The sequence below is a fragment of the Paenibacillus sp. J5C2022 genome (genome assembly GCF_025567625.1).
Lineage (GTDB): Bacteria > Bacillota > Bacilli > Paenibacillales > Paenibacillaceae > Pristimantibacillus.
In genome coordinates, this window is sequence record NZ_JAOQJC010000001.1 from 184,559 (window position 1) to 209,378 (window position 24,820).

A 24,820-nucleotide genomic window follows, 5' to 3' on the forward strand; every position below is an offset into this window, starting at 1 on the left:
AAGAGGCAGTTTTTCTTTCAGGCAGGAATTGAAGCCCTGACGTCGAATGGAAGACAAGAAGTTTCTTCTGTCATGGATGAGGGGGGATCATATTGAGATGGCGACAGACGGTACCTATACTTCGCATATTCGATCTGGAGAAGGCCAAACAATTTTATTTGGATTTTTTGTCTTTTCAGATAGAATGGGAGCATCGGTTCCAAGATGATTTGCCTCTGTATATGCAAATAGCTAGGAATGGATGCATTCTTCATCTGACCGAGCATCATGGCGACTGCTGCCCGGGAGCGGCCGTTCGAATAGGGGTGGAAGACGCCAAGTCGCTGCATACGGAGCTGCTGCAGAAGCAATACCGCTACGCTCGTCCCGGCTATCAATCCGATTGGAATGAAGTGACGGTAACCGATCCGTTCGGCAACCGGCTGCACTTCTATACGATTCGTGACGAGGAGGAAGCGTGATTTGGATTCGGCAGGGGAAGGGATTAGGCAGCATGAAGATATTAAAGGAGATTTATGAACGCGAATTGCAGTTAAGTCAGAAGGATAACAGCCATCGCAGGCATGGAAGCCGATATTGGCTATGCCGCGATAGCCGGGCAGTGATTCGCAATCATGAAGGCAAGACCGCCATTATTCATAGGAAGCAAGATGATTGCTATACGCTGCCGGGAGGCGGCATTCTTGAAGGTGAAGATGCCATAAGCGCCTTGAAGCGGGGAATTATGGAGGAGCTCGGCTCGCAGATTCAACTGGTCGGTGAGCTTGGACTCATTATCGAATATCGCGATGAACAAGAGCTGATGCATTTTTGCTACGGTTTTGCGGTTCAGACGAAGAACACAGCAGAGATGCAGCGTGCCGGACTTCTGTCGCATAAGGACAATACGGAGCATGATCGCCTGCTGTGGCTGAATCCCCAGGAGGCTATTACGACCATGGCGGAGCATCAGCCGTCCAGTTACACTGGCAAGTTTGTCCAGCTGCGAGATTCCACGTTTCTGCGGCGGTGTTTGCAAGTATAGCGTGTGCAACCTGAGTTTCGGTCAGGACGTATAGATCATAGAACGATAATGACAACGACATAGAGGAGCTGGAACAATTGTTTCTACACTTTCTGGAACAGCAAGTACATAAGCTGGCATTTTTGGAGATTGCGCATCTCGCAGCGAAAGCGGATGGCAATGTGAATTGGAAGGAGAGGGGAAAGCTCCGTTCCTATATAGAAGAGATGGGGCTGCTCGATGTGGATATCGACCTGTCGAATCCTAGAAGCCTTGCAGAAATTGCATCTGCCGTACAGGACAAAAGCGTCCAAAAAATATTTCTAATCGAAATTTTGATGCTTCTCTATACCGACGGTGACTATAATGACGAAGAGAAGGAAATCGTGACGGATCTGAAGGATCTGTTCGGATTTTCCGATGAGACTTACGAGTCGATGCGAGAGTGGGTAATTGCAATGGACAAGCTGAAAATCGATGGGATAAAGCTCATTCTTAACGCTTGATGACAGAGCATCAGATTCATCTGTTTATCAGACTGGAAGCCGTGAACGCACTGTAACTGCACGGCTTCTTTTCTGTGCTTGCCAGAACTGCATTCCAATAATCGGGTGAAGATCACATGTCCATAAAGTGAAACGAAAGATGGCCATTATCGTAATTGTAGAAGCAGTAAGAGGAGGAGATAGAATGAGCAGGACAAGATTAGGATTGATGCTCATGCTCGCCGCGGCTTTGATCGCGGCATCCGGCTGCGGAATCTTCGAGCAAGTGGGCAGCACCGTGAATTTCGCTTCGGAGACGACGGCCTATATGAATGAGCTGACCGAATTCGGCCAGAGTATGAATGAGAAGGCGCAGCAGGCAATGACGGACTTGGAGGCCAAGGCCGACCTGAAGCAGCAGATTGCAGACTTGAAAAAGCAGATTGCCAATTATGAAGGAATTCAAGTTCCCGAATACGCTCAGGAGCTGTATCAGTCAATCGTACAGCATAACGAGACGCTGAAGCAGGGGCTGGATTCCGCATTGACCAATATCGAACAAGGGAAGGACATATTCGCTTCAACGGGGATACCGGATGTGATTAACCGGGTTAATGAACTGCTGGGTCAAATCAATAGTCTTGCTCCTTAATGCATGTTCATCAGGGCACTCGTTTCAATTGAAGCGAGTGCCCTTAATATGAGATGATAAAGGTACGACAAGATGATATACTGTGATTGTACGATGATAGAATGACATGATTTGGGAGAGTGGATAGAGGGATGGATCTGCAATCGGATTATAACAGCTGTAATTCAGAGCAACTGCGGGCACGGTATGCCTTATTGAAGGAGAGATATGATGCCTTCAAGCGGGAAGGCTTGAAGCTGGATATGTCGAGAGGCAAACCGTGCAAAGAGCAATTGGAGCTGTCCATGGACATGCTTCGCGCAACGGACGCCGATGATTTCATTGGCGGAACGGATTATCGCAATTACGGCGGCATAGACGGTATCCCGGCAGCCAAGAAGCTGTTCGCAGACATCTTGGAAGCGAGCGACGAGGAAGTCATCATAGGCGGCAATTCCAGCTTGAATATGATGTACGACACTATTGTCAGAGCTTTAATTAACGGGGTTAATAATAAAGGTGGCGAAGGAACTCCGTGGAGCAATCTGCCGAGCGTGAAATTTATATGTCCCAGTCCGGGATACGATCGCCACTTCGCAATCTGTGAGCATCTCAACATCGAAATGATAACCGTGGAGATGCTGGAGAGCGGACCGGACATGGACGCGATCGAGCGGCTGGTGCGTGAGGACGATACGATTAAGGGCATATGGTGCGTGCCGAAATACAGCAATCCGGAGGGAACGACTTACTCCGACGACACGGTAGACCGCTTGGCCGCCTTGGAGACGAAGGCAGAGGACTTCCGCATATTCTGGGACAATGCCTACGCAGTGCATCATCTGAGCGATCAACATGACAAGCTGAAGAATATATTGGAGGCTTGCAAAGCGGCCGGCCATCCCGACCGTGTATACCTGTTCGCTTCAACGTCCAAAATTACGTTCCCCGGCGCTGGTGTAGCGGCTATGGCGACGAGCAAGGCGAATGCGGATCTTATTCGCAAGCAGCTGTCATTCCAGACGATCGGCCCGGACAAAATGAATCAGCAGCGGCATGCCCGCTTCCTGGGCGACATGGCACAACTGGAGCGTCATATGGCTCGGCATGCGGCATTGATAGCCCCCAAGTTCTCCTTAGTGCTGGATAGGCTGGAGAGCGAGCTTGGGGGCAGGGGTATCGCGTCCTGGAACAAGCCGAGCGGCGGCTATTTCATTAGCTTGAATACGATGGACGGCTGTGCCAGGGAGGTTGTGCGATTGGCGTCGGAATGCGGCGTTACACTTACAGGTGCGGGCGCTACCTTCCCGTACGGAAGAGATCCGAGAGACCGCAACATCCGGATTGCTCCTACATTCCCGTCGCTGGCTGAGCTGGACAAGGCGATTGACATCTTATGCATTTGCGTCGGTATGACAAGTATAGATCGTATATTGGCTAACCGGTAAACTGGGAGCGTGCACCAGTTGACATCTCAGACATCGACATCAGCGTTCCGGCAACGATTTATTTTATTATTGCTGGTCATCATCGTCGCAGGCATGAGTCAGGGATTGCTTCTGCCACTGCTTTCGATCTTGCTTGAACAGGCAGGAGTACCGCCCGAGCAGAACGGGATGAACTCTGCGGCCATGTATATCGGCATCTTCGGCACCATGTTATTCATCGAGAAGCCGGTCCGCCGATTCGGCTACAAGCCGGTTATTCTGGCAGGCATTGCGTTGATTACAACTGCATGCCTGCTATTTCCTGCGACAAGCTCGCTCTCGGTGTGGTTTCTGCTGCGATTGTTAGTGGGAGTAGGGGACAGTGCGCTGCACTATTCCACGCAGTTGTGGATTGTAAGCTCCAGTCCCGCCGAACGCAGAGGCAGGTATATTTCATTGTACGGCATGTCCTACGGGCTGGGCTTCAGCCTGGGTCCGCTGGGCATTAATTTGCTGACGTTCGGGGATCACGTTCCATTTTATGTTTCCAGCGCATTCTACTTGAGCGTGATGCTGCTTATGCTTCGCGTGCGCAATGAACGGCCGCCTGCGTATAAGAGGGAGGCGGGGGAGAGGAACCGCTTCAGGGCCGCTTACCGATTAGCGTGGTTCGCGCTTATTCCCAGCTTCCTCTATGGACTTATGGAGGCGTCGATGAACAGCAGCTTCCCCTTGTACGGGATGCGCATTCAGCTGGAAGAGCATGTAATTTCCTTGCTGCTGTTATCCTTCGGCATAGGAGGACTTCTCCTGCAGCTTCCGCTCGGCATATGGAGCGACCGCATCGGCCGCAAGCCGATCTTAATCGGCTGCGGTATCGTAGGGGCATCGGCCTTTCTCGCCGTTCCGCTCGCGGGAGACCATGTGCTGACCCTCATTGTGCTATTTATGATGGCCGGCGGCGTGGTAGGCTCGTTTTACTCGCTTGGACTCGCCTATGCGGCGGATATTATGCCCGTACCGATTCTGCCCGTTGTCAATGTCATCGCCTCGATTCATTTCAGCATCGGCAGCATGACGGGGCCAACGCTGGGCGGTTACGGCATTCAATATGTCAGCGAGCATAGTATTTTCCTCTTTTTGGGGGGCGCTTTTCTCTTGTTCGGTCTGCTCGGATTTCTATTTCGGCCGAAGAAGCTTCCATTCTAGCGAATGGAAGCTTTTTTGCTTGGAATATGGCATTGCCCGGTAGTGAATGGTAGAATACAATAGGAAATAGTGCATTTTTTGTCGACACTTCTCGATAATTGTCGGGCATTGCAAGGAGGGGACCCTACTGAATAAGTATAAAGACTTGTTCTTTCATAATATACGCAATCAGCTGGATTTATGGTTTAATGAGCCTGCAGGAATTCCGCATGAAGAGGTCGCGTTCTTCTTGCATTCCTTGAAGGGCACTTCGGGTACGATTGGCCTGCATGAGCTTCATGCTAGAGTGACTGCGCTGCATGACGCCTTTCTTGATATGGAGCCTCGACAATGGTCGACAAAGCAATTAAAGCAATTCCTAGTGGATTTAATTGCGGAGACCAATCAGGCTTCAGAGTCTGATCCCGATGCCCAATCCACGTCTGCAGCCGTTGACGATAGAATGGATAAGCCGCTAGCGCTTATTTTGGACGACGATGTCGCTCTATTAACCTATTTGAAAGATGAGCTGGAGGGAGCTGGCTGGTCGGTAGTGGCAACGGCTTCGCCGTATAAAGTCATTGAGTATTTCCACGCCATGCCGCCTGACAGTCTCATTCTGGATCTGCATTTCTCCGATTCCGATGGCTTTCAGGTGATCGAGACGTTAAGTGAGAAGCTGAAACGACAATATGTTCCGACGATGATGATCAGCCATGATACGTCCAGGCAAGCGAAGCTGAAGGCTTACCGAATGGGGATTGACGACATGCTGGTTAAGCCGATCGATATGGAAGAAATGCTTGCCAGACTGGATCGGCAGCTCAGAAATAAGCGGCGTCTGGAGCAGCTGCTGTTCATTGATGAATTGACCGGGGCGTATAACCGGAAATATATGCATGATCTGTTCAACAAGCTGTTCACTGAAATGAAAAGGACCGGGGAGGTATTCTCCCTGGCAGTGCTTGATCTGGACCACTTCAAATCGGTGAACGATACATACGGACATCTGATTGGCGACGAGGTGCTAAGAGGCTTCGTATCGTACCTGAAGACCAAGCTTCGAAGCACGGACAGCATCATCAGGTACGGTGGAGAAGAATTCGTAATTGTTATGCCGCGATTGGAGGTCGGGCATGCGAAGCAGCTGCTTACGGAATTCATTGAAGGCTTCTCCAAGGTGGACTTCCGTTCTCAAGATACGGTCTTCCATTGCAGCTTCTCGGGTGGCGTTACGCTTGTAGATGACCCCGGAAACAGCTCGCATGCCTGGATCGAAGCAGCGGATGCCGCTTTGTATCAGGCGAAGGCGGCAGGAAGAAGACGAATTGTGGCAACAACCGACAGCAACAGCTTCGAGCCGGTGAAGCGGAAGCTTCATATTGTCATTGTAGATGACGATCATATGATTCGTAAGCTGTTGTCGGATGAGCTTGGGGAGGATTTTCACGATCGACTGGAACCGGTTCTGCATGCGTTCAGCAGCGGTGAACAGTTTTTCCGAGAGATGGACTTGAGCGACTCGGCCCCCTATCTCGTTATTCTGGACGTGATGATGCCTCAGATGGACGGCTTCTCCGTATTGCGCCGGATCAGAAACTTGCCGAATGAGGAGAAATTCACCGTCGTCATGCTGACAGGACGGAAATCGGAGCAGGACACCGTTCAGGCGCTGCAATTGGGCGCTGACGATTATGTGACGAAGCCGTTCCGCATCGGAGAACTCAAGGCTAGATTGAAGAGATTGGTGAATAGAGTGCATTAACAGACGGATAGGGGAGGGAAGAAACAATGAGCAGAATATTGGTAGCCGAAGATGAGGCGGTGCTGCGCATGCTGATTACAGATTCGTTAGAAGACGAAGGATATGAAATTGACAGCGCCGTCGACGGCAGGGAAGCGTTCGATATGATGGAAGCCGGGCAATACGATCTTCTAATCGTCGACCATATGATGCCGCGGATGACGGGCTTGGAGCTAATTAATGCCGTTAAAGATTTGCCGGGCCGGGAGCAGCTGCAAATTATGATGCTGTCAGCGAAGAGCCAGGTTACGGACCGAGAGAAAGCGATGGCGGCTGGAGCCGACGTGTTCCTGTCGAAGCCGTTCAGTCCGATTGAACTTGTGCGCATCGTGGGCGAGATGCTGCATGAATAAACTAATGGGTTATTTGCGAAAGAGTATTACACGTCGGTTCGTTGCCATGATGCTCCTGGCTCTATTCCTCATTCTGGCGGGAGCGGGAACGGTATTATGGCGCGCGTACGATACGCTGACATCTTATCAGAACACCCAGAAGGAACTAAGCGAGAAAGAAGCGATCATCTCCGACATTGCCGAGCACACTTCACAAGTGTTCTTCCGGGCAAGAGGGTATTATGCCTTCTTGAACGAGATGGAATACGATAAAGTATACGAGGAATACGAGCTGTTGAAGGTCGCCTTGGATACATTCAGGAATATGCCGCATAATGACTTGGAAGACAAGCTGATAGAAGACATCGACAAGTTCATGGACGACTTCATCCAGGATGTATTCCCGAAAGCATCGAGCTTAGTGCAGAACGATCGGTATGCCGAGCTTCGCGCATTATCGTCCAGCGGCATTAACGATGCGGTCAATTCGCTTGTCCGTTATGCGGATCAATTCGCCCGGGATAATGAAGTGTATCTGGAACGAAAAAATGAAGAGATGGTCCACGATATATTCAAGGAAGGATTACTCTTCGCGACATACGTACTAGGCATATTGCTTCTCTCGGTATGGATAGCGACCCGGACGGCGATGGATATTGGGAAGCCGCTAGGGGGATTGACGAAGGAAGCCGAGAATTTCGCTCTGGGCAAGCCTGTTCATCTGGCCTACACAGATAGAGTGGACGAGATCGGCAAGCTGTCCCAGTCACTGGATCAAATGATGGTGCAGATTACGGCGAAGGAATCGGAATTAATGGCCCAGAATGAAGAGCTGATTGCGCAGCAGGATGAATTGCAGATGCAGCAAGAAACGCTTCAGGAAGCGCTTGGGAAGATGGCTGCCAATGAGGTGTATCTGGAGAAGCGAAATCAGCTTATTCAATCGCTGTCCAACACGACGGATAAAGGGCCTTTGCTTGAAAGCGTCATCCGCCATACGGTAGAGCTGTCCGATGCAGACAAGGGCATGATTCTGCTTATGAATGAAGAGCAAGATCATGCATCGTTCGGCGTGTCCGACAGCGGGGTGAGCCAATTGCTGGAGTCGTTCCGCGGCGGGCTCATCTTGCGAATGAAGGAAACGAAGGAGCCTTATATCTTGAAGAGAGAGGCGGCTTCGGAGGAGAAGGGATTCAACACTGAGCAACTGTATACATACGATGTGTACGTCCCTGTCCTTGATGCTTCCGAAGAAGTGGCGGCCTATATGGTCTTGTCCAGAATCGGCCGTGAAGTATCCTCACAGGAGCTGGCGGAGCTGAAAGGGATGGCTACTCAGCTGTCGCTGTCGCTGGACAGGCTTGCCATGTTCGAAGAGAAGGAACGTCAGCGGCAGATGACGCGGGATATGCTGAATACGATTCAGGAAGGCGTGCAACTGCTTAATCTCGAAGGGCGGACACTGCAAGTCAACAATATGCTGTTTGAGATGATGGGCTATTCAACCTACGAGGAGATGTCCGGCTTGTCGTTGGATCAGTTTCTGGACAGACTGATAGGAAGAGTGGAAGCGGGAGATCAGCTTGAAAGCTTTGTCCGCAATACCGTCAACAATGCCACGATGGATACCAAGAGCTTCATATACACTATGACTGAGCCGTACACGAGACATATTCTCGTCTATTACGAGCCGCTGTTCCGCAAGGAGGAGAGAATCGGGACGCTCCTTGTCCATCGGGACATTACAAGAGAGCATGAAGTCGATCAGATCAAGTCGGAATTCGTCAGTACGGTCAGCCATGAACTGCGCACGCCGCTTGCCAGCGTGCTAGGCTTCACCGAGCTGCTGCTCAGCAAGGAACTGAAGCCGGAGCGGCAACGGAAGTATCTGTCGACGATTCATCAGGAGGCGAAACGGCTGACGACGCTGATCAACGACTTCCTGGATCTGCAGAGAATGGAGTCGGGCAGACAATCTTATCACTTCGTGACGATCGATGCGGCAAGCCTGCTGAAGGAAACGCTGGACGTCTATCGGACAGAGTTCATTCATCATGAGGTTGTCATGAACGGAAGCGGGGAGCGATTATCCGTTATTGGCGACCATGACAAACTGAAGCAGGTGCTGATCAATCTGCTTAGCAACGCCGTGAAGTATTCGCCGGGCGGAGGGAAGATTGTGATCTCCCTGAAGCGGGAGCGGCAGTCACTGCTTCTGTCCATCTCCGATGAAGGTCTCGGCATTCCGGAGGAAGCATTGCCCAGGCTGTTCACGAAGTTCTACCGGGTGGATAATTCCGATCGCAGAGAGATTGGCGGCACCGGACTTGGCCTTGCCATCGTGAAAGAAATTGTCACCGTTCATAATGGCGAAGTGTTCGTGAATTCGACCTTTGGACAAGGCAGCACATTCACGATTCGACTTCCGTTGTCCGAAGCGCCTGTGCCCGAAATGCGGGAGCCAGAGCGAATGGGCGTCCAGGAAAAGTTCCATGACGGGATGAAGATGTGCGGCAATATATACATTATCGAAGACGACACGAATATTTCCGCGTTGATGAGAGATGAGCTGCAGGAGAGAGGATTCAACGTATATTTATACAGCAATAGCGAGGAAGCCATGCGCGCTATGCGCGCTTTCCGCCCGGATCTGGTCATCATCGATCTTATTCTTAGTGATGGCGATGACGGCTGGGGCGTCATTAGCAGCATGCGCGCGGAAGACTCCTTGAATAACGTTCCTATTCTTATCTCCAGCGCATACGAGGAGAAGAAGCGGGCTCAGGAGCTTGGCATCAGTGGTTATCTGATCAAGCCATTCCATCCCAATACGTTGTCCAAAATGGTGATGGATGTGTTGACTGCGGGTTCGGGCAATGATGATAACACAAGAGTATAGTATATTGCGCATTCCGTGCATAGGATGAATCAAGAGGACAATACTCTTCAACCTATCCTATCCGGAATGGAGTGATTGAAGCGTGGCCAAGGCGAAGAGAGGAAGGGCGCTGTGGAGGCTGCCCGCAAGAGGCAGAGGTACATGTCCGATCTGTCAAGCGACAAGGATCAAGCTGCTGTACCCGCTCGTCAAGTCGGACGGAACGAAGCTGACCGTCTGCAAAAGATGCTCGAAGAAAGCAGTGTAGCGATTCGTTGACAACGGACGAAAAATCGTGTACATTAGTTCAAAATTCCACAAATAAAGGCTTGGACCAAGGAATGAAATGGGCGCTGACCGATATCAGAGAGGAAATCCACCGGCTGAAAGATTTCCTGGCGTTGCCCCGTTTCTCCCGCCTTGCGAGCTGCAGCGGGGTTGACAACCGCTGACGGAATGGACCGTTATGACAAGGAAGGATCGCAGCTTATTTGCTATGCCGCGGTCAAATTAGGGTGGTACCACGACACATTCGTCCCTGAAGACGGATGTGTTTTTTTGTTGTATGCGAAAAAATAGGAGGGAAAGAGAATGTCAATGCAAAGCGCTTGGTTATTGCGAACGTTAAGGGAAGTGCCCGCGGATGCGGAAACAGCAGGTCACCAGCTCATGCTGAGAGCGGGCTTGATCCGGCAGACTGCAGCCGGAATTTATGCGTATATGCCGCTTGGTCTGCGGGCGCTGCGCAAGCTGGAAGCGATTGTGAGGGAAGAGATGGAACGGGCGGGTGCTCAAGAGCTGCTTATGCCCGCCTTGCAGCCGGCAGAGCTATGGCGGCAGTCGGGGCGATACGATGTATACGGTCCTGAGCTGATGATGATGGCGGATCGCCATAACCGGTTCTTCGTATTGGGGCCAACTCATGAGGAGGCGATCACCTCTGTTATGAATGGTGTAATCGACTCCTATCGCCAGTTGCCTGTCACCGTCTTTCAGATTCAGGTCAAATTCAGGGATGAGATGCGGCCGCGCTCTGGCCTGCTGCGAGGAAGAGAATTTCTCATGAAGGATGCTTACTCCTTTCACAGTGACTGGGATGGGCTCAAGCGTACCTATGCCGGGATGTACGAATCGTATTGCCGGATATTCAACCGTTGCGGACTCAATTATCGGGCGGTAGAGGCGGATGCCGGTGCGATGGGAGGGGACGGCGACAACCATGAATTTATTGCTCTGGCCGATATTGGGGAGGATACGATTGCAGTATGCAACAGCTGCCAGTTCGCTGCCAATGTGGAGAAGCTTCAGGAGGGACTGGACGAAGGAACTGCTGAACAGCATGAGGCTTGTCCTTCTTGCGAACAGGGGAAGCTGGAATATTGCAAGGGGATTGAAGTGGGACATACGTTCCAACTGGGCGACAAGTATTCCAGCAGCCTGGGGGCTACGGTTCCCGATGCACATGGCAGCGAGAGGGAGCTGATCATGGGCTGCTACGGCATCGGCCTCTCCCGCCTTCTGGCTACAATCGTGGAGCAGCATCACGATCAACGGGGGATTGTCTGGCCGTCAGCCGTGGCGCCTTATCAAGTCCATATGACGATAATCGCAGTGAAGAACGAAGCGCAGATGAAGCTGGCGCATGAGCTCTATGAAAGGCTTGTGGAAGCGGGCATTGAGACGCTGCTGGACGATCGGGATGAGCGGGCGGGAGTGAAGCTGCACGATGCCGAATTAATCGGTATTCCGATTCGCATCGTGGTAGGCAAGCACGCGGATGAACACCGTGTGGAGTATTCGGAGCGCAGCAGCGAGACGAAGGAAGTTGTTCATGTCGAGAAGGCATTGGAACTTCTGCTGCAACGGATACAGTTGCATAGGACTCATGAAATCTAGTACGATTCAATATAGGAATACGATGAGCAGAAAGGAAGAAGGACGATGAGTGAGCAAGAAGGAATTAAGCTAACGAGTTTATCCAGCAAAGGCGGCTGCGGGTGTAAAATCGGTCCGGCCGATCTGAAAGGTGTGTTAAGCCATCTCGCTGCAAAAGGCGAGAATCCGAATCTGCTGGTAGGCATTGATACAAGCGACGATGCAGGCGTATACCGGATCAATGAAGAGACGGCATTGGTGCAGACGGTCGACTTCTTTACGCCGATTGTGGACGATCCCTATTCTTTCGGTCAAATAGCCGCCGCCAATGCGATCAGCGATGTCTATGCGATGGGAGGAAAGCCGCTTACGGTACTTAACATCGTGGCTTTCCCCATCTCTACATTGGATAAATCGATCTTGGCCGACATTCTTCGCGGCGCTGCCGATAAAGTAAGCGAAGCCGGCGCAACGCTTGTCGGCGGTCACTCCATTGACGACAAGGAACCGAAGTTCGGGCTGGCCGTGACGGGGGTGGTGCACCCCGACCGGGTCAGGACGAATGCGGGGGCCAGACCGGGTGACAAGCTGATTCTGACGAAGCCGATAGGCGTCGGCGTACTTACGACCTCGATTAAGAAAGATCAGCTCAGCAGCGAGGAGATCGAGCGGGTCACTACCGTCATGGCCACGCTGAATAAGACGGCGGCTGAAGTGATGGAGAAATATGAGGTGCACGGTTGTACGGATGTGACGGGCTTCGGCTTAATGGGACATGCACTGGAGATGGCGAAGGGCAGCAATGTTGGCATTACCATTGCATGCGCGTCCGTTCCGATGCTGCCGCGCGTGCGAGAGCTGGCGGAGAAGGGCTTTGTTCCTGGCGGGACGAAGAACAATTATCTTCACGTCAAGGGTGCCGTTGCCTTCCCGGAGAATATGGATCAGATAGATCAATGGCTGCTCTGCGATGCGGTTACTTCAGGTGGATTGTTGATTGCCGTTCATCCTGCCCAAGCTGAGGAACTGCTACAGGAGCTGGTGCAATCGGGCGTCGAAGCCAGCATCATAGGCGAAGCGACCGATCAGCAAGCTGGAACAATTGTAATCGTATAAAGCATACCACTACCAAGCGAGAGGATTGTACGCAAGATGCTGCAAAATTTGACAATTGATGAGTGGAGAGAGCTGCGGGACAGGAAGCACGTAACGATGATCGATGTTCGCTCGCCCTCCGAATTCAGAAATGCCACCATTCCGGGCGCGATTAACATTCCCATATTCGATGACAGCGAGCGTGCAGAGATCGGGACATTATACAAGCAGGTCAGCATTCAAGCCGCCAAGGAAAAAGGACTGGAAATCGTGTCGGCCAAACTGCCCTCCTTCGTGAAGCAGTTCCAAGAGCTGTCCGATCCAAAGGCCGTATTCTGCTGGCGCGGTGGGATGAGAAGCAAGACTTCGGCTACCTTATTGTCGCTGATGGACATACATGCCTATCGACTTCAGGGGGGATACAGAGCTTATCGCCAATGGGTATTAGAGGAATTGAGGAACGCTGACATCCAGGCCGAAGTGATCGTCGTGAATGGACTGACCGGAACCGGAAAGACCGCCATATTGCGCAAGCTGAAGCAAGAGGGATATCCCGTTCTTGATCTGGAAGGCATGGCCGGCCATCGTGGCTCCATCTTCGGCGGCATTGGCCTTGCGGCGAGCAATCAGAAAACATTCGACGCATGGCTGGTGGAGGAACTGAAGTTGCTTCAACATTCACCTTATATCCTTATAGAAGCCGAGAACAGAAGAATCGGAAAAATAGCCCTTCCCGATGTGCTGATGAGGAAGAGGGAGACGGGGCGACAAATCGTTATCGAGCTGCCGCTTCAAGAGCGGGTTCGGCAAATTATGGAGGATTATCGCCCGCAGGAGCATGCGGATGAATGCTTAGAAGCATTCAGGCGAATCCGTTCCAGAATCCATACGCCGATCGCGGCGGAAATCGAGCAGTTGTTGCAAGCTGAACAGTATGAAGCAGGAATTGAACAGTTGCTCGTACATTATTACGATCCTCGTTATATTCACTCCTCCAGCCAATATGGGGAGCAGGCGGCGGACAAGGTGAATACGGACACGATGGAGGATGCGTTGTTGCAGGTGAAGAGCATGCTGGGCGACATAGACAAGGGAAGGTGAAACGATGATCGCGATATGCGAGGCGAAGCATAAGGAAGATATTTATGACATTATTAACGATGCGGCTACAGCGTACGAGGACGTTATTCCGGCTGATATGTATCATTCTCCCTACATGCCGTTGGATGAACTGGAGCAGGAGATTGGAAATGGCGTCGAATTCTGGGGTTATTCTGATGACGACGGCCAGTTGCTCGGTGTAATGGGTATTCAGGACAAAGGCGATGTGGCCTTGATCCGCCATGCTTATGTTCGCACGAATCAGCGAAATGGCGGAATCGGCGGCAAGCTGCTGGGGCATCTGATCGGTATGACGGACAAGCCGATTCTCATCGGGACATGGCAAGCGGCGGAATGGGCGATCCGATTCTACGAGAAGCACGGCTTCCGGGTAACGAACTTCCAGGAGAAGGAACAATTGCTTCGCCAATACTGGACAGTGTCCACTCGGCAGATCGACACATCTGTCGTCTTGTGTGACGAGCGGTGGACAAGAGGATAGGGGGAAAAGGAGCTATTGCGATAATAGCTCCTTTATGTGACGGATTCGTTTTTCCCATGAGCAAATCTCATGATTTGCTCATACTCATATACATGATTGCCCTGAGGAGCGGATTGACCGATTCCGATCATGGCAAGTGCGACGTCCTGGGCTTGAATCGGCGTATACTTGCTCAGCTTGCCTTTAGTGAACAGCTTCAGAAGGGGACTGAGGGCGATAGCGGCCTTTTCGGCCGGCCGCTTCTCCTGTCGGGCACCCAGCAATTGCGAGGGATGGAGGAAATGGACCGATGGCAGTCCGACCCGGAGGATCGCAGCTTCGACCTCTCCTTTAACCCGAGTGTAGAAGAAAGCGGATTGGGCATTGGCGCCGATGGACGTTACCATGACCAGCTTCTTCACGCTTTTGCTATGCGCCAGCTTGGCGATATGGAGCGGGTATTCGTAATCCACCTTGCGAAATGCCGCCTGTGAACCCGCTTTCTTGATCGTTGTTCCCAAGCAACAGTAAATATCGTCGACTTCAATATCTTCGCGGTATTGATCTAGCTGATCATAATCGACTGCGACTTGACGCAGCTTGGGGTGCTGAAGCTTCAATGGCTTCCTGACCAGTATCGTCACTTGTCCGTAGACGCCAATGTTCAACAAGCGATGAAGCAAGTGTCCTCCGACTAATCCGGTCGCTCCTGCAAGCAAAGCGGTTTTTGTGCTCATGCCGGTTCTCCCTCCTATATGCATCCGACTTGTTGAACTCTTCATTCAACTCCGTTCCTCTCATCCTAACACAATTTACAATTCATGATAACTGAATTGGCGAACATAAGTGCAATATGAATTGCGCGATGGCCAATCATTTGTTACAATATTCAAAATATTAAAACGCAACGACGAGAAGAGTAGGGGAATACGCTGCTGAACAGAGAGCTCCGGAAGCTGAGAAGGGGCCAGAAGCGTCTCCTTGAACCAAGCCTCTGAGCAGCATGCCGGAACTCCTGACTGGGATGGCATGACGGGAGCTCCCGTTATAGAGCTAGAGTATAACCATTCTGACTATGGCGTACTTGAAGAGGTTGATGTGGCGACATATCAATGAATCTGGGGTGGCACCGCGATAACTTCGTCCCCAAGACGACAAAGTCTTGGAGGTGAAGTTTTTTTATTTTGTCCACAACCACTTTCATTTAGGAGGCGCCAAGCATGGAGATGGAGAACAAGAAACATAACGAAGATTATGTATACCGGGTAATTGCAGAAGAACTCAAGAAAGCCCCATTCGACAGAGATATGTGCACAAGATTCCCGCCTGAACCGAACGGATACCTTCATATCGGGAGTGCCTATGCAATCCACACGAACTATAGGATGGCGGAACAATTTAACGGGGCGTTTCATCTGCGCTTTGATGATACCAATCCTTTGAAGGAGGATATGTCCTATGTAAAGGCTATTCAGGAGGACATGAAGTGGCTGGGTTATGATCCCGGGGAGCACATATATTTCGGATCGGACTATTTCGAACAAATATATGATGCAGCAGTGTCATTAATCAGGAAAGGGAAAGCTTATGTGTGCGATTTGACGCCGGAGGAAGTATCGGCATATCGCGGTACCTTGACGGAGCCCGGCAAGGACAGTCCTTATCGCGAACGTACAGTAGAAGAGAATTTGAAGCTTTTCGAAGAGATGAAGAATGGACGATATCCCGCTGCTTCCAAAGTCCTTCGCGCGAAAATCGACATGAGTTCGCCCAATATGAATATGCGCGATCCCGTTATTTATCGCATTGTATACGAACCGCATTACCGTACGGGAACGGATTGGTGCGTGTACCCCCTTTATGACTTCGCCCATCCGATTCAAGACGCCATAGAAGGCATAACGTACTCCTTATGTTCTATCGAGTTCAAGGATCATCGCCCGCTGTATGAGTGGGTATTAAGAAAGCTGAGTATTCCTGTTCCTCCGCGGCAACGAGAGTTCGGGCGCTTGAGCTTGACAGGAGTCGTGACGAGCAAGAGGTATCTGCGGCAACTGGTGGAGAGAGGAGATGTGGCTGGCTGGGACGATCCCAGATTGCCGACGCTCCAAGGCTTAAGGAGAAGAGGCTACACTCCTGAGAGCATTCGGAACTTTATAGAAGCGATAGGGAGCATTCGTACTCACAGCACAGCAGATATTTCGTTATTAGATCATTGCTTGAGGCAGGATTTGAGACTGAAGACAACGAGCGTGATGGCCGTTTTACGGCCTCTGAAAGTCGTCATTACCAATTATCCAGTAGGCGAGACAGAGCTGTTATCGATTGAGAACAATAGCCAAAATGAAGCGCTTGGGAAACGGGAGGTCCCTTTCTCCAGAACGATATATATTGAACGCGGGGACTTCCAAGAGCAGCCGGAGAAGGGCTTTCACCGTCTTAGTCCCGATAGCGAGGTTCGGCTCAAAGGAGCTTATTATGTCAAATGCGATGAAGCGGTTAAAGATAATGTGACAGACGAAGTGATTGAGCTTCGCTGTACTTATGATCCCGAAACGAAGAGCGGAACAGGATTCACCGGTCGCAAAGTAAAGGGGACAATTCATTGGGTATCTGGTCAGCATGCCGTCTATGCCGATGTCAACTTGTATCATGAGTTGTTGCTGAAAGGGGGAAACGGACGATTAGAAGGTGATGATTGGCTCGACAGAATTAATCCGGAGTCGCTGATTCAGCTGAAGGGCGTCATGTTGGAGCCATCGGCAGCACATGTGGCACCAGAGCAAAAATTCCAATTGATTAGACATGGCTATTTTTGCGTGGATCGAGAGTATGCAGCGGGTGATCGGCTGTTATTCCATCGGATCGTCTCGCTTAAGGACGGCTGGAATCGCAGCAACTGATCAGAAAGGAAGAAGTGTGTCAGTGACTTCAAGAGTTGGAAGAAGAAGGACGATTTGCAAGGGAAATGTGGTCAAAGTAGTGCAAAAGGATGATGCTTGCCTGGTGCGACAAGTGATGGGGCAGGTGCATCCAGAATGAATTATGACATGCTCTTCCACGTGTCAACCATCATCCTTGCAATGGCTTCGGCTAAGGGTTTGCTCTTATAGTAACCGCTATGACAGAAGGGATTCCAGCTTGTCAGCCAATTGCCGACGGATACCTGCACATCCTTCTTTACAGCTCGGGCATACATGGGGTCGATGTCTCTTAACGGATAAGCGAGTATATCGTCCTTGTCGTAATAGTTGATCCAGCCGCCCTGTATACCGGGGTGATGGCGATGGAGCAGAGGGGAAGGGACGACGATCGGCTGATTGAAATCCCGGTAGCGCAAGCTCCATAAGGGCAGCGTCGTGCCGAGGCTTAGGAAGCGCGTCAGTGTCTCCCCTCTTTCCAGCGCTGAATCGCGATCTATCATCACCGCATCTCTTCTCGCTGTCCGCTGCAGATCGTAGAAGTAATTGCTGGCAATAACCGCCCCTAGGCTGTGGGCTATCACATAGAGGGGGGCCGTCGTACCTGCTCGTTGCGATAGCCGATTCAGCGCCTCGCTGATCGTCCGGTGGACCGCCTCGTAGTTTTGTTCCTTCGAATCAACGGGCTGATAAGCGACGGCATCGGCCAAGTAGTGGATGACGAATCGGCGAAGCTCTCTATAGCGCAGCTTGTTGGCTATGACCAGCCGTTCGTACAACTGCTGCTCGCGTTCCTCGAATATATCCGCCCAATAGACAGGCTCAATGACTAGATCAGAAGACTTACGTCCAGAAGCCTTCCAATACTTCTCTTGCAGCAAAGCCACGAACGATGCAGCGTAATCCTCCTTTTGCCTGCCTAATCCATGAAGAATGACGATCCCTATCTTCCGGTTCATGCTCACACCGTCCCTTCAAGCGATTTCATTGCTTTCAACCGATATATTGGAGGAGAAATGAACTTGTATAACCATTATATGCAGGTGTATATGCAACTTTTTCCAAGTATTTGCGGTCAAATGTTGTAAGGAATGTGCACGATTAAAGCATGCGCCACACTTTGAAATCAAAGTTGTAAGGGAGCTGGAAATAATGAATCGAGAATGCATCGTTAATTTCATCCTGATGCTGATGATCGTCCTGTTAGGAGCATGCTCCATGACTACCAGCGGTTCTTCCGATCCTGAAGAAAAGGTTGAAACAGTTGCTGAAACCGAATCGGTAGAAGACTCCGTTTCAGCCATGGGGAACGAACAAACAGCGGGGAACGAGCGCTGGATCTTTGCAAGTGAAGAGCATCTCCAAATACATTGGCCGTATATGGCAATGCCGCTGCTAGTAAATGAACCGCAAGATCGGGATTATGCAGCTGCGCTGGAAGCGCTGGTAGACGATTCGGCTGCGCCGATGTCGAAGGAAGAAATCGAGAAGATCAAAGCTGACCCAAACGCCAGTATGGTGGACAATGTACTGCCGGATGGACGCTATCTGCAAGACAATTGGGTGGAGCTGCAAAATAAGATGGTGGAGGCTACAATCGCAATCCGAACAACGGAAGGAACATCAATTGGCAATCCCCTGATAGGTCGCCGCTTCGAAAGAACAGTTGCGACGGGGAACAGAGATGCAGTCATCAAGCTGCAGGAGATAGAGATTGACGGGGGATTAATGATTATTCCTCAAAATCCGAATCAACTCCCTGGCGAATTCATCATTTCTCCTGACGGGATGCAATCCTATCTGGCTGTGGACAATGCGTTATATACCATTAATTCCGACGATAAACAGCTTAGGCGACTATCATCCGATACTTATAATGGAAAAACTTATGAGCAATTGAATGAGCTGTCCTTGAAGCAATCTCCTCACAGTGGATTAGTCTGGAATGCCGGGATTATATGGAATCAGGATTACACAAAGCTGATCTATCATTCGAACAAGCATAATCCTAACGACACCAATGGAATGGCACTGTTCGCGTACGATATCGAATCGGGCACAGAAGAGCTGATCGAGTATACGCCAGGCGCAGATTACATGATCAAAGGATGGACGGCAGCGGGCAGCATGATCTGTACGAAAGTGATAGACGGTTCCCGCTTGACTACGGTCATTGTTACGATGGATGGAGAAGAGTTCGACGTCAAGCTGGAAGGCGATGCCAAGCAATTGTATGATACACGTGACGGACATATAGCTTACGCAACGCATGAGGGCAACGGTGTGACGTTCCATATTGCCAAGTTAAACGAAGTTGGCCAATCGCAAGAGATAACGTCTATACCATTGGAAGGCGGGTATCGTCAGCAAGGTCCGGAAGGATTCAGCCCCGATCATAAGTATTTTTCCATTCTGTATGCTCCGGACGATAAGAGCTCCAAGCGTGAAGTGAAAGTTGTCGATCTGGACACGAATGAGATAATCGATATTCGTACCTTCCCGGAAAACGTCCCTTCTTCAGCAAATGTAACAACTGTATCATGGCTGCGAAACGATGCGTTGCTTATCATTCTGAGTGTGGACGATCCTGACGGCGTTATGCAGCTCAGCACGTGGATTTACAGCTTGAGTAAAGAGTCTGACTAGCTCATCGACTGCTGTTTTTGAGATAATGGAGTTCCTTGACCTGAATACTCCTAGGGGGTATGATGAAGGTGCCAAGGAAGGGTGAAGTCGATGAGCAAGCTATTGGTAGTAGAAGACGAAGACAAGATTAGAGAAGTAATCTGCGCCTATTTGAACAAAGCGGGTTATACGACTGATGAAGCCGGTGACGCCGCAGCAGCCATGCATAAGCTGGCATCGGAATCCTATGATCTGATTTTGCTGGACTTAATGCTGCCTGATGAGCCCGGCGAGAGCTTGTGCGGGCGAATCAGAGCAGTGAATCCTGCGCCGGTCATCATGTTGACCGCGAAAGCTTCGATCGACAGTCGGATACGGGGGCTGTCAGCAGGTGCGGACGATTATATTGTAAAGCCGTTCGATCCGCATGAGCTGCTTGCCAGAGTCCGTTCGGTGCTGCGCAGGACGGATGCAAGCGAGCTTCTCGCCGACCGCTTGTCCTATGATAACGGGAGATTAACGATCGACAGCCGATCCAAGAAGGTGTATGTGCATGGGCAAGCGATCGGATTGACGCCGTATGAATACAAGCTGCTTGTCGTCATGGCGCGCAATCCCGGTCGTTCCTTTTCGCGCGAGGAGCTGATCGATTTGATTATGGGGCTGGACTTTGAAGGCGATCTGCGAACGATCGACCAGCATGTGAAGAACCTGCGTCACAAGATTGAAGAAGATCCCAGAAATCCGAAGCTCATTATGACGGTATTCGGCACAGGCTACCGATTCCGGAGCAGAAGCTGATGAAACGATCGTTAACTTTTCGAATCAGCGCTCTGTTAATTGCTTTTATCGGCGCGGTGCTTGTCATTGCTTCTATTGCTATCATTCAATTGACGCATTATCACTTTCAAATGTATGGGCGCGAAACCGGCGGTCATCATGCCTCAGAGCTATTATATGCTCACCTGGAGCAAGCCATTATGCAATCCATCGGATTGACGATCGGCGGGGCCTTGCTCGTGTCCATCATTCTAAGCGTATATATCGCAAAAAAAATATCCAGCCCGCTCGTCCGCATGAAGAATATAGCGCTTGTGATGGCTCGCGGCAAGCATCATGTGCGAATGCCCCTGATAGGCGTGCCCAAGGGGGAAATCGATGAGCTGGCGGCATCCATTAATCATCTTGCCGAACAGCTTCAGCAGCAGGAACGGCTCCGGGTAAGCATGTCGGAGAATATCGCCCATGAGCTTCGGACACCGCTAACGACGTTGAACAGCCAGTTCGCGGCGATTCAAGATGGCGTCTGGGAGCCTACTGCCGAGAGGATCGCTTCCAGCAGAGAAGAGATTGATCGTCTGATCGGATTGGTGCAGCAGCTGGAAGAGCTGCATCGCCATTCGTCCAGCGAAACCGTACTGATGCGGAAGGAGCTATTATTGTCGGAATCCATAAGCCCAATCGTTCATTTCCTGCAACCCTCATTCAGCGAAAAGGGGGTCACGCTTGAGGAAGGGGATATACCGGCCATTACGATTGTCGCCGATGAAAATCGGCTTGCGCAAGTATGGACGAACTTGCTCCACAATGCGTTGAAATTTACGCCCGCAGGCGGCAAAGTGACAATCGAAGGAAGTCTGCAGGGCCATGATGTGCGGATTACGGTCTCTGACAACGGAATAGGCATTCCAAGCGAAGATTTGCCTCATATATTTGAACGATTCTATCGTGTGGACAAATCGCGAAACCGCAAGAAAGGCGGGGGAGGACTGGGACTGGCCATTACAAAATCCATTGTAGAGAATCATGACGGTCAAGTGTGGGCGGAGAGCGGCAATGTCACCCAGTTGCATGTACTGCTGCCTATCAACAGAGAAGGCGCTCCCGATTAGGAGCGCCTCTTCTAACTTACTCTGGTTTGTTGCCGGCTGCCGGGTCGTTCACAAAGGTGCTCTTAAAGTCCGAATACTGCACCTTGGTGACCATGCCGGCAGATGCGTGATGAAGATCGTGGCAATGGAACATCCAGTTGCCGGGATTGTCGGCCTCAAAGGCGACGACAAGCTCCTCTCCCGGCTTCAGGTTAATCGTATCCTTCATAATCGGGGAGCCTTCTATCGCTTTCCCGTTTTTGCTTAACACTTGAAAGAAGTGGCCGTGCAAATGCATCGGATGATCGTCCTTGGCTGAGGTATTCCGAAGGGTCACCAGCACCTGATCTCCTTCCTTTACCGATAGAGGCGCGGTATCCGGAAATACTTTGTCATTAATGGTGTAGGTCGTGCCGTCCTCCTGTGTCATGGTGCCGAGATCCATCGTATAGGCCACGTCATAGGATTGATCCAAGCTGAAGCGCATGTCGGAGGCTTCGCCATACTTGGTCAGATCAAGCACGGGAAGCTCATCATTCCAGTTGCTCTTATCTTGACTTCCGGAGACATTCTCATAAATCATCTTCAATCTCATATTTGCCATCCGTTCCTCCGGGCCATGCTCCTCCAGGTACCACTCCCCGGGATTATCCGCTTCGAAGACGATATCATAACGCTCTCCCGGAGCTATATGAATGAGTTGATCGCTTACGATTGCCGGATTATTCAGCGGCTGCCCGTCTGTCGTGATCAGCTTGAAGTCGTGGCCATGCAGATGAAGGCTGTGAGAGAGATATCCCGCATTGATCAAGCGGAGACGTACAGTATCGCCTTCCTTGACACGAAGAGGCTCGATGTCGTATCCCGACTTACCGTTCATCGTATATAAATCGTACATGCTCATATCATGTTCCTGCATGTCGTGTTCTCCATGCATGTTATTGTCCATCATTTTGTCATTATCCTGCTGGTGGTTCATATGCCCGTTGTCATGATTCATTCCCGGCATATCATCTAGCATTTCCGAGACGCCGGACATGGCCATATCCATCAGTGCCATCGTTCCCGAGCTCATCCATTCGTCCAGCACAATGGTATAATCTCTGTCGTACTGCTCAGCGGGATCTTTTACTACGAACGTGCCGTAAAGTCCCAGATCAAGCTGATTGACACTATCCTGATGGGAATGGTACCAATATGTACCTGGCGTATCCGCAACGAATTCATAGGTGAATGATTCCCCCGGCTGAACGGCATTTTGAGTTACGCCCGGAATACCGTCCATGTCGTTGGGAACGGGAACGCCGTGCCAGTGAAGAGATGTGGGTACCTCCAGCCGGTTTTGCAAAGTGATGTTGACCGTCTCTCCCTTGACAACTTCGATAGGAGGTCCCGGAACCGTACCGTTATAGCTCCATACGTCCAAGACGTCGCCGTGACCCGTATCCAGTCGAGACGGGGCTGCGGTTAATGCGAAGTTGCGGATGCTGGAATCCTGCAACTTTTGCTTCTCTGATTCAGCAGTGGAATTGCCGCCGCTTGAGCTCTCAGCTTCAGACTGTGCGGGCACATCTTCGATTGCGCTATTGGTACAAGCTGACAGTACAATGGAGAAGGCGGTTACGGCAGCGGCTAGTTTCATTTTATTATTGTTCATCGGATTCCCTCCAATATCTTTTCGTCATTCCCATCGTATCGCTTAATTGTGAAGATACGGTGTAGAGGCGAAGCTACATATTATCTACATAAGCTTGGTGTAATATGGATCGGGATATACCTAATCAGGGGAAAGAGGGAAGCAAGCGATGAAAAAGAAGAGAAAGCTGTCCGGGGCATTATGGTGGGGAGGAGCTCTAGTTATTGGACTATCGATCGGAATCTATGCCTTGATAACCAACGAAACTGAAGAAAAACAGGAGCAGATATTCATCACGCATATTCATGGTATGGGATATAAAAGCGATGGAACTGAGCTGATGCTTGCGGCGCATGATGGCATTAAGGTGTATACGGCTGGGGAGTGGCGATCCGGCGAAGGAGACAGACATGATTATATGGGCTTCAATGTCGTTGATGACGGGTTCTACAGCAGCGGTCATCCCTCCTTAACATCCGCATTGGCCAATCCATTGGGAATTGTAAGAAGCACGGATGATGGGAAATCGTTGGGCATTCTGGATCTGCACGGCGTAGAAGACTTTCATGGCCTGGCCGTCGGATACGAATCTCATGCCGTCTATGCGTATAACCCGAAGGCCAACGATCGAATGGAAAGTGCGGGGCTCTATGTGTCCACTGACGACGCCAGGACATGGAGGTTCAGCCGATTGGAAGGAATCGAAGGGAATTTGCTAGCGATGACCGCTCATCCGAGTCTGGAAGAACAAGTCGCGATAAGTACAAATAAAGGCATATATGTATCGTCAGACTATGGCGATTCATTCACGAGACTGGATAATAGGCCAGGTGCAACCGCTCTTGCCTATGGCATAGATGGAGAGCTGTGGATAGGAAGCGATGGGCTGTACTTGCTGAATCAAGGGGAGATTGTGTCTGTTAAGACCCCGCCCCTTGCATCCGATGAATCGATCCTCTATATCGCCCGGAACCCGCAGAATCGGAATAATATTGCGATAACGTCTGAACGCAACAATATTTTTCGTACCGGAGACGGTGGAGAGAATTGGGAGCTAATTGCTGATGAAGGAGATAGTGTGGGCAAGTTAGAATAAAAGAAAACCTTGTAATAGAAGCTGCCGATAAGGCTACATCTTGGTTGGTAAGAAGACTTAAGGTGTGTAAAATAACGTTTTGGATTGACAAAACAGGGTGAAATTTGATAAGATATATCCAATTTCAACCAAGGAGAGATGTTGATGTCTGGGGTCGTTCTTAACTAATCAAATTCCATATTGAAGCTTTCGAATCACAGGCCAAGCCAGTAGCTGAAAATGCATGGTTTATTTTTTGACGGGCTTTCGGATGCTTTGGAATTAGTTAAGAACAACGGATAACATCAATCCTAAGGTGATGCTTGTTTATTGCGCCTTTATCCGTGCTGTGTTCAGCGCGGATTTTTTATTTTTCTGGCGCAATATGCCAA

At 50.6% G+C, this 24,820-nt stretch carries 22 protein-coding genes and 1 other annotated feature; of the genes, 19 read left to right on the forward strand and 3 right to left on the reverse strand.

Going from position 1 to position 24,820, the window contains the following annotated elements:
• The first annotated feature begins 92 nt into the window (after window positions 1-92).
• The 14 genes from M6D81_RS00870 to M6D81_RS00935 all read left to right on the forward strand — a co-directional run bounded on the left by M6D81_RS00870 (window position 93) and on the right by M6D81_RS00935 (window position 14,321).
• Window positions 93-461, forward strand: a complete 369-nt coding sequence (locus tag M6D81_RS00870) for a glyoxalase superfamily protein (protein ID WP_262674889.1) — start codon at window positions 93-95, stop codon at window positions 459-461.
• Entirely contained in the window at window positions 458-1,024 is a 567-nt protein-coding gene (locus M6D81_RS00875; protein WP_262674890.1) for an NUDIX hydrolase, read from the forward strand. The genes M6D81_RS00870 and M6D81_RS00875 overlap by 4 nt, the downstream gene beginning before the upstream one ends.
• A gap of 77 nt (window positions 1,025-1,101) precedes the next feature.
• On the forward strand, window positions 1,102-1,509 hold the full coding sequence (locus M6D81_RS00880) for a TerB family tellurite resistance protein (protein ID WP_262674891.1): 408 nt from the start codon (window positions 1,102-1,104) through the stop codon (window positions 1,507-1,509).
• A gap of 184 nt (window positions 1,510-1,693) precedes the next feature.
• A complete protein-coding gene (locus tag M6D81_RS00885; protein WP_262674892.1) occupies window positions 1,694-2,140 on the forward strand; it encodes a DUF6376 family protein in 447 nt (148 codons plus the stop codon).
• Between the two features lie 131 nt (window positions 2,141-2,271).
• Window positions 2,272-3,567, forward strand: a complete 1,296-nt coding sequence (locus M6D81_RS00890; RefSeq protein ID WP_262674893.1) for an aspartate aminotransferase type Ic — start codon at window positions 2,272-2,274, stop codon at window positions 3,565-3,567.
• Between the two features lie 9 nt (window positions 3,568-3,576).
• On the forward strand, window positions 3,577-4,755 hold the full coding sequence (locus M6D81_RS00895; protein ID WP_410795673.1) for an MFS transporter: 1,179 nt from the start codon (window positions 3,577-3,579) through the stop codon (window positions 4,753-4,755).
• A 229-nt stretch (window positions 4,756-4,984) separates the two neighbouring features.
• Window positions 4,985-6,499 carry a diguanylate cyclase gene (locus M6D81_RS00900; RefSeq protein WP_262674895.1) on the forward strand — a complete coding sequence of 505 codons (1,515 nt, stop codon included), beginning with the start codon at window positions 4,985-4,987 and terminating at the stop codon, window positions 6,497-6,499.
• Window positions 6,500-6,525: 26 nt separating this feature from the next.
• Entirely contained in the window at window positions 6,526-6,891 is a 366-nt protein-coding gene (locus tag M6D81_RS00905; protein WP_262674896.1) for a response regulator, read from the forward strand.
• The gene (locus M6D81_RS00910) at window positions 6,884-9,769 is read left to right on the forward strand and encodes an ATP-binding protein (RefSeq protein ID WP_262674897.1); all 2,886 of its coding nucleotides are present in this window, start codon (window positions 6,884-6,886) and stop codon (window positions 9,767-9,769) included. Before M6D81_RS00905 ends, M6D81_RS00910 begins: the two co-directional genes overlap by 8 nt.
• A gap of 82 nt (window positions 9,770-9,851) precedes the next feature.
• Entirely contained in the window at window positions 9,852-10,016 is a 165-nt protein-coding gene (locus tag M6D81_RS00915) for a hypothetical protein (protein WP_262674898.1), read from the forward strand.
• Window positions 10,017-10,339: 323 nt separating this feature from the next.
• On the forward strand, window positions 10,340-11,644 hold the full coding sequence (gene proS / locus M6D81_RS00920; RefSeq protein WP_410795674.1) for a proline--tRNA ligase: 1,305 nt from the start codon (window positions 10,340-10,342) through the stop codon (window positions 11,642-11,644).
• Window positions 11,645-11,689: 45 nt separating this feature from the next.
• Entirely contained in the window at window positions 11,690-12,739 is a 1,050-nt protein-coding gene (gene selD, locus M6D81_RS00925; protein WP_262674899.1) for a selenide, water dikinase SelD, read from the forward strand.
• Window positions 12,740-12,775: 36 nt separating this feature from the next.
• Window positions 12,776-13,819 carry a tRNA 2-selenouridine(34) synthase MnmH gene (mnmH, locus tag M6D81_RS00930; RefSeq protein ID WP_262674900.1) on the forward strand — a complete coding sequence of 348 codons (1,044 nt, stop codon included), beginning with the start codon at window positions 12,776-12,778 and terminating at the stop codon, window positions 13,817-13,819.
• 4 nt (window positions 13,820-13,823) lie between these two features.
• Window positions 13,824-14,321: a GNAT family N-acetyltransferase gene (locus M6D81_RS00935; protein ID WP_262674901.1), complete on the forward strand. Its 498-nt coding sequence runs from the start codon at window positions 13,824-13,826 to the stop codon at window positions 14,319-14,321.
• Window positions 14,322-14,353: 32 nt separating this feature from the next.
• Here M6D81_RS00935 and M6D81_RS00940 read toward each other — a convergent pair whose 3' ends face one another.
• Complete coding sequence (locus M6D81_RS00940; protein WP_262674902.1) at window positions 14,354-15,037, reverse strand: NAD(P)H-binding protein; 684 nt, start codon at window positions 15,035-15,037, stop codon at window positions 14,354-14,356.
• 161 nt (window positions 15,038-15,198) lie between these two features.
• Window positions 15,199-15,451 (forward strand) — a binding site (T-box leader).
• Window positions 15,452-15,520: 69 nt separating this feature from the next.
• Here M6D81_RS00940 and M6D81_RS00945 point away from each other — a divergent pair.
• Window positions 15,521-17,203 carry a glutamine--tRNA ligase/YqeY domain fusion protein gene (locus M6D81_RS00945; protein WP_410795675.1) on the forward strand — a complete coding sequence of 561 codons (1,683 nt, stop codon included), beginning with the start codon at window positions 15,521-15,523 and terminating at the stop codon, window positions 17,201-17,203.
• A 140-nt stretch (window positions 17,204-17,343) separates the two neighbouring features.
• Here M6D81_RS00945 and M6D81_RS00950 read toward each other — a convergent pair whose 3' ends face one another.
• Window positions 17,344-18,180, reverse strand: a complete 837-nt coding sequence (locus tag M6D81_RS00950; RefSeq protein WP_262674903.1) for a chemotaxis protein — start codon at window positions 18,178-18,180, stop codon at window positions 17,344-17,346.
• Between the two features lie 193 nt (window positions 18,181-18,373).
• Here M6D81_RS00950 and M6D81_RS00955 point away from each other — a divergent pair, with 193 nt between their 5' ends.
• The 3 genes from M6D81_RS00955 to M6D81_RS00965 all read left to right on the forward strand — a co-directional run bounded on the left by M6D81_RS00955 (window position 18,374) and on the right by M6D81_RS00965 (window position 21,738).
• Entirely contained in the window at window positions 18,374-19,867 is a 1,494-nt protein-coding gene (locus M6D81_RS00955; protein ID WP_262674904.1) for a hypothetical protein, read from the forward strand.
• A 90-nt stretch (window positions 19,868-19,957) separates the two neighbouring features.
• Window positions 19,958-20,647 carry a response regulator transcription factor gene (locus tag M6D81_RS00960; RefSeq protein ID WP_262674905.1) on the forward strand — a complete coding sequence of 230 codons (690 nt, stop codon included), beginning with the start codon at window positions 19,958-19,960 and terminating at the stop codon, window positions 20,645-20,647.
• Window positions 20,647-21,738 (forward strand): sensor histidine kinase, encoded by a 1,092-nt coding sequence (locus tag M6D81_RS00965; protein WP_262674906.1) that lies wholly within the window; start codon window positions 20,647-20,649, stop codon window positions 21,736-21,738. Before M6D81_RS00960 ends, M6D81_RS00965 begins: the two co-directional genes overlap by 1 nt.
• 16 nt (window positions 21,739-21,754) lie before the next feature.
• Here the strand turns inward: M6D81_RS00965 and M6D81_RS00970 are convergent, their stop codons facing one another.
• Window positions 21,755-23,374: a multicopper oxidase family protein gene (locus M6D81_RS00970; RefSeq protein WP_262674907.1), complete on the reverse strand. Its 1,620-nt coding sequence runs from the start codon at window positions 23,372-23,374 to the stop codon at window positions 21,755-21,757.
• A gap of 148 nt (window positions 23,375-23,522) precedes the next feature.
• On the opposite strand from M6D81_RS00970, the gene M6D81_RS00975 reads away from it, so the two are divergent.
• A complete protein-coding gene (locus tag M6D81_RS00975; RefSeq protein WP_262674908.1) occupies window positions 23,523-24,449 on the forward strand; it encodes a F510_1955 family glycosylhydrolase in 927 nt (308 codons plus the stop codon).
• Window positions 24,450-24,820: the final 371 nt, after the last annotated feature.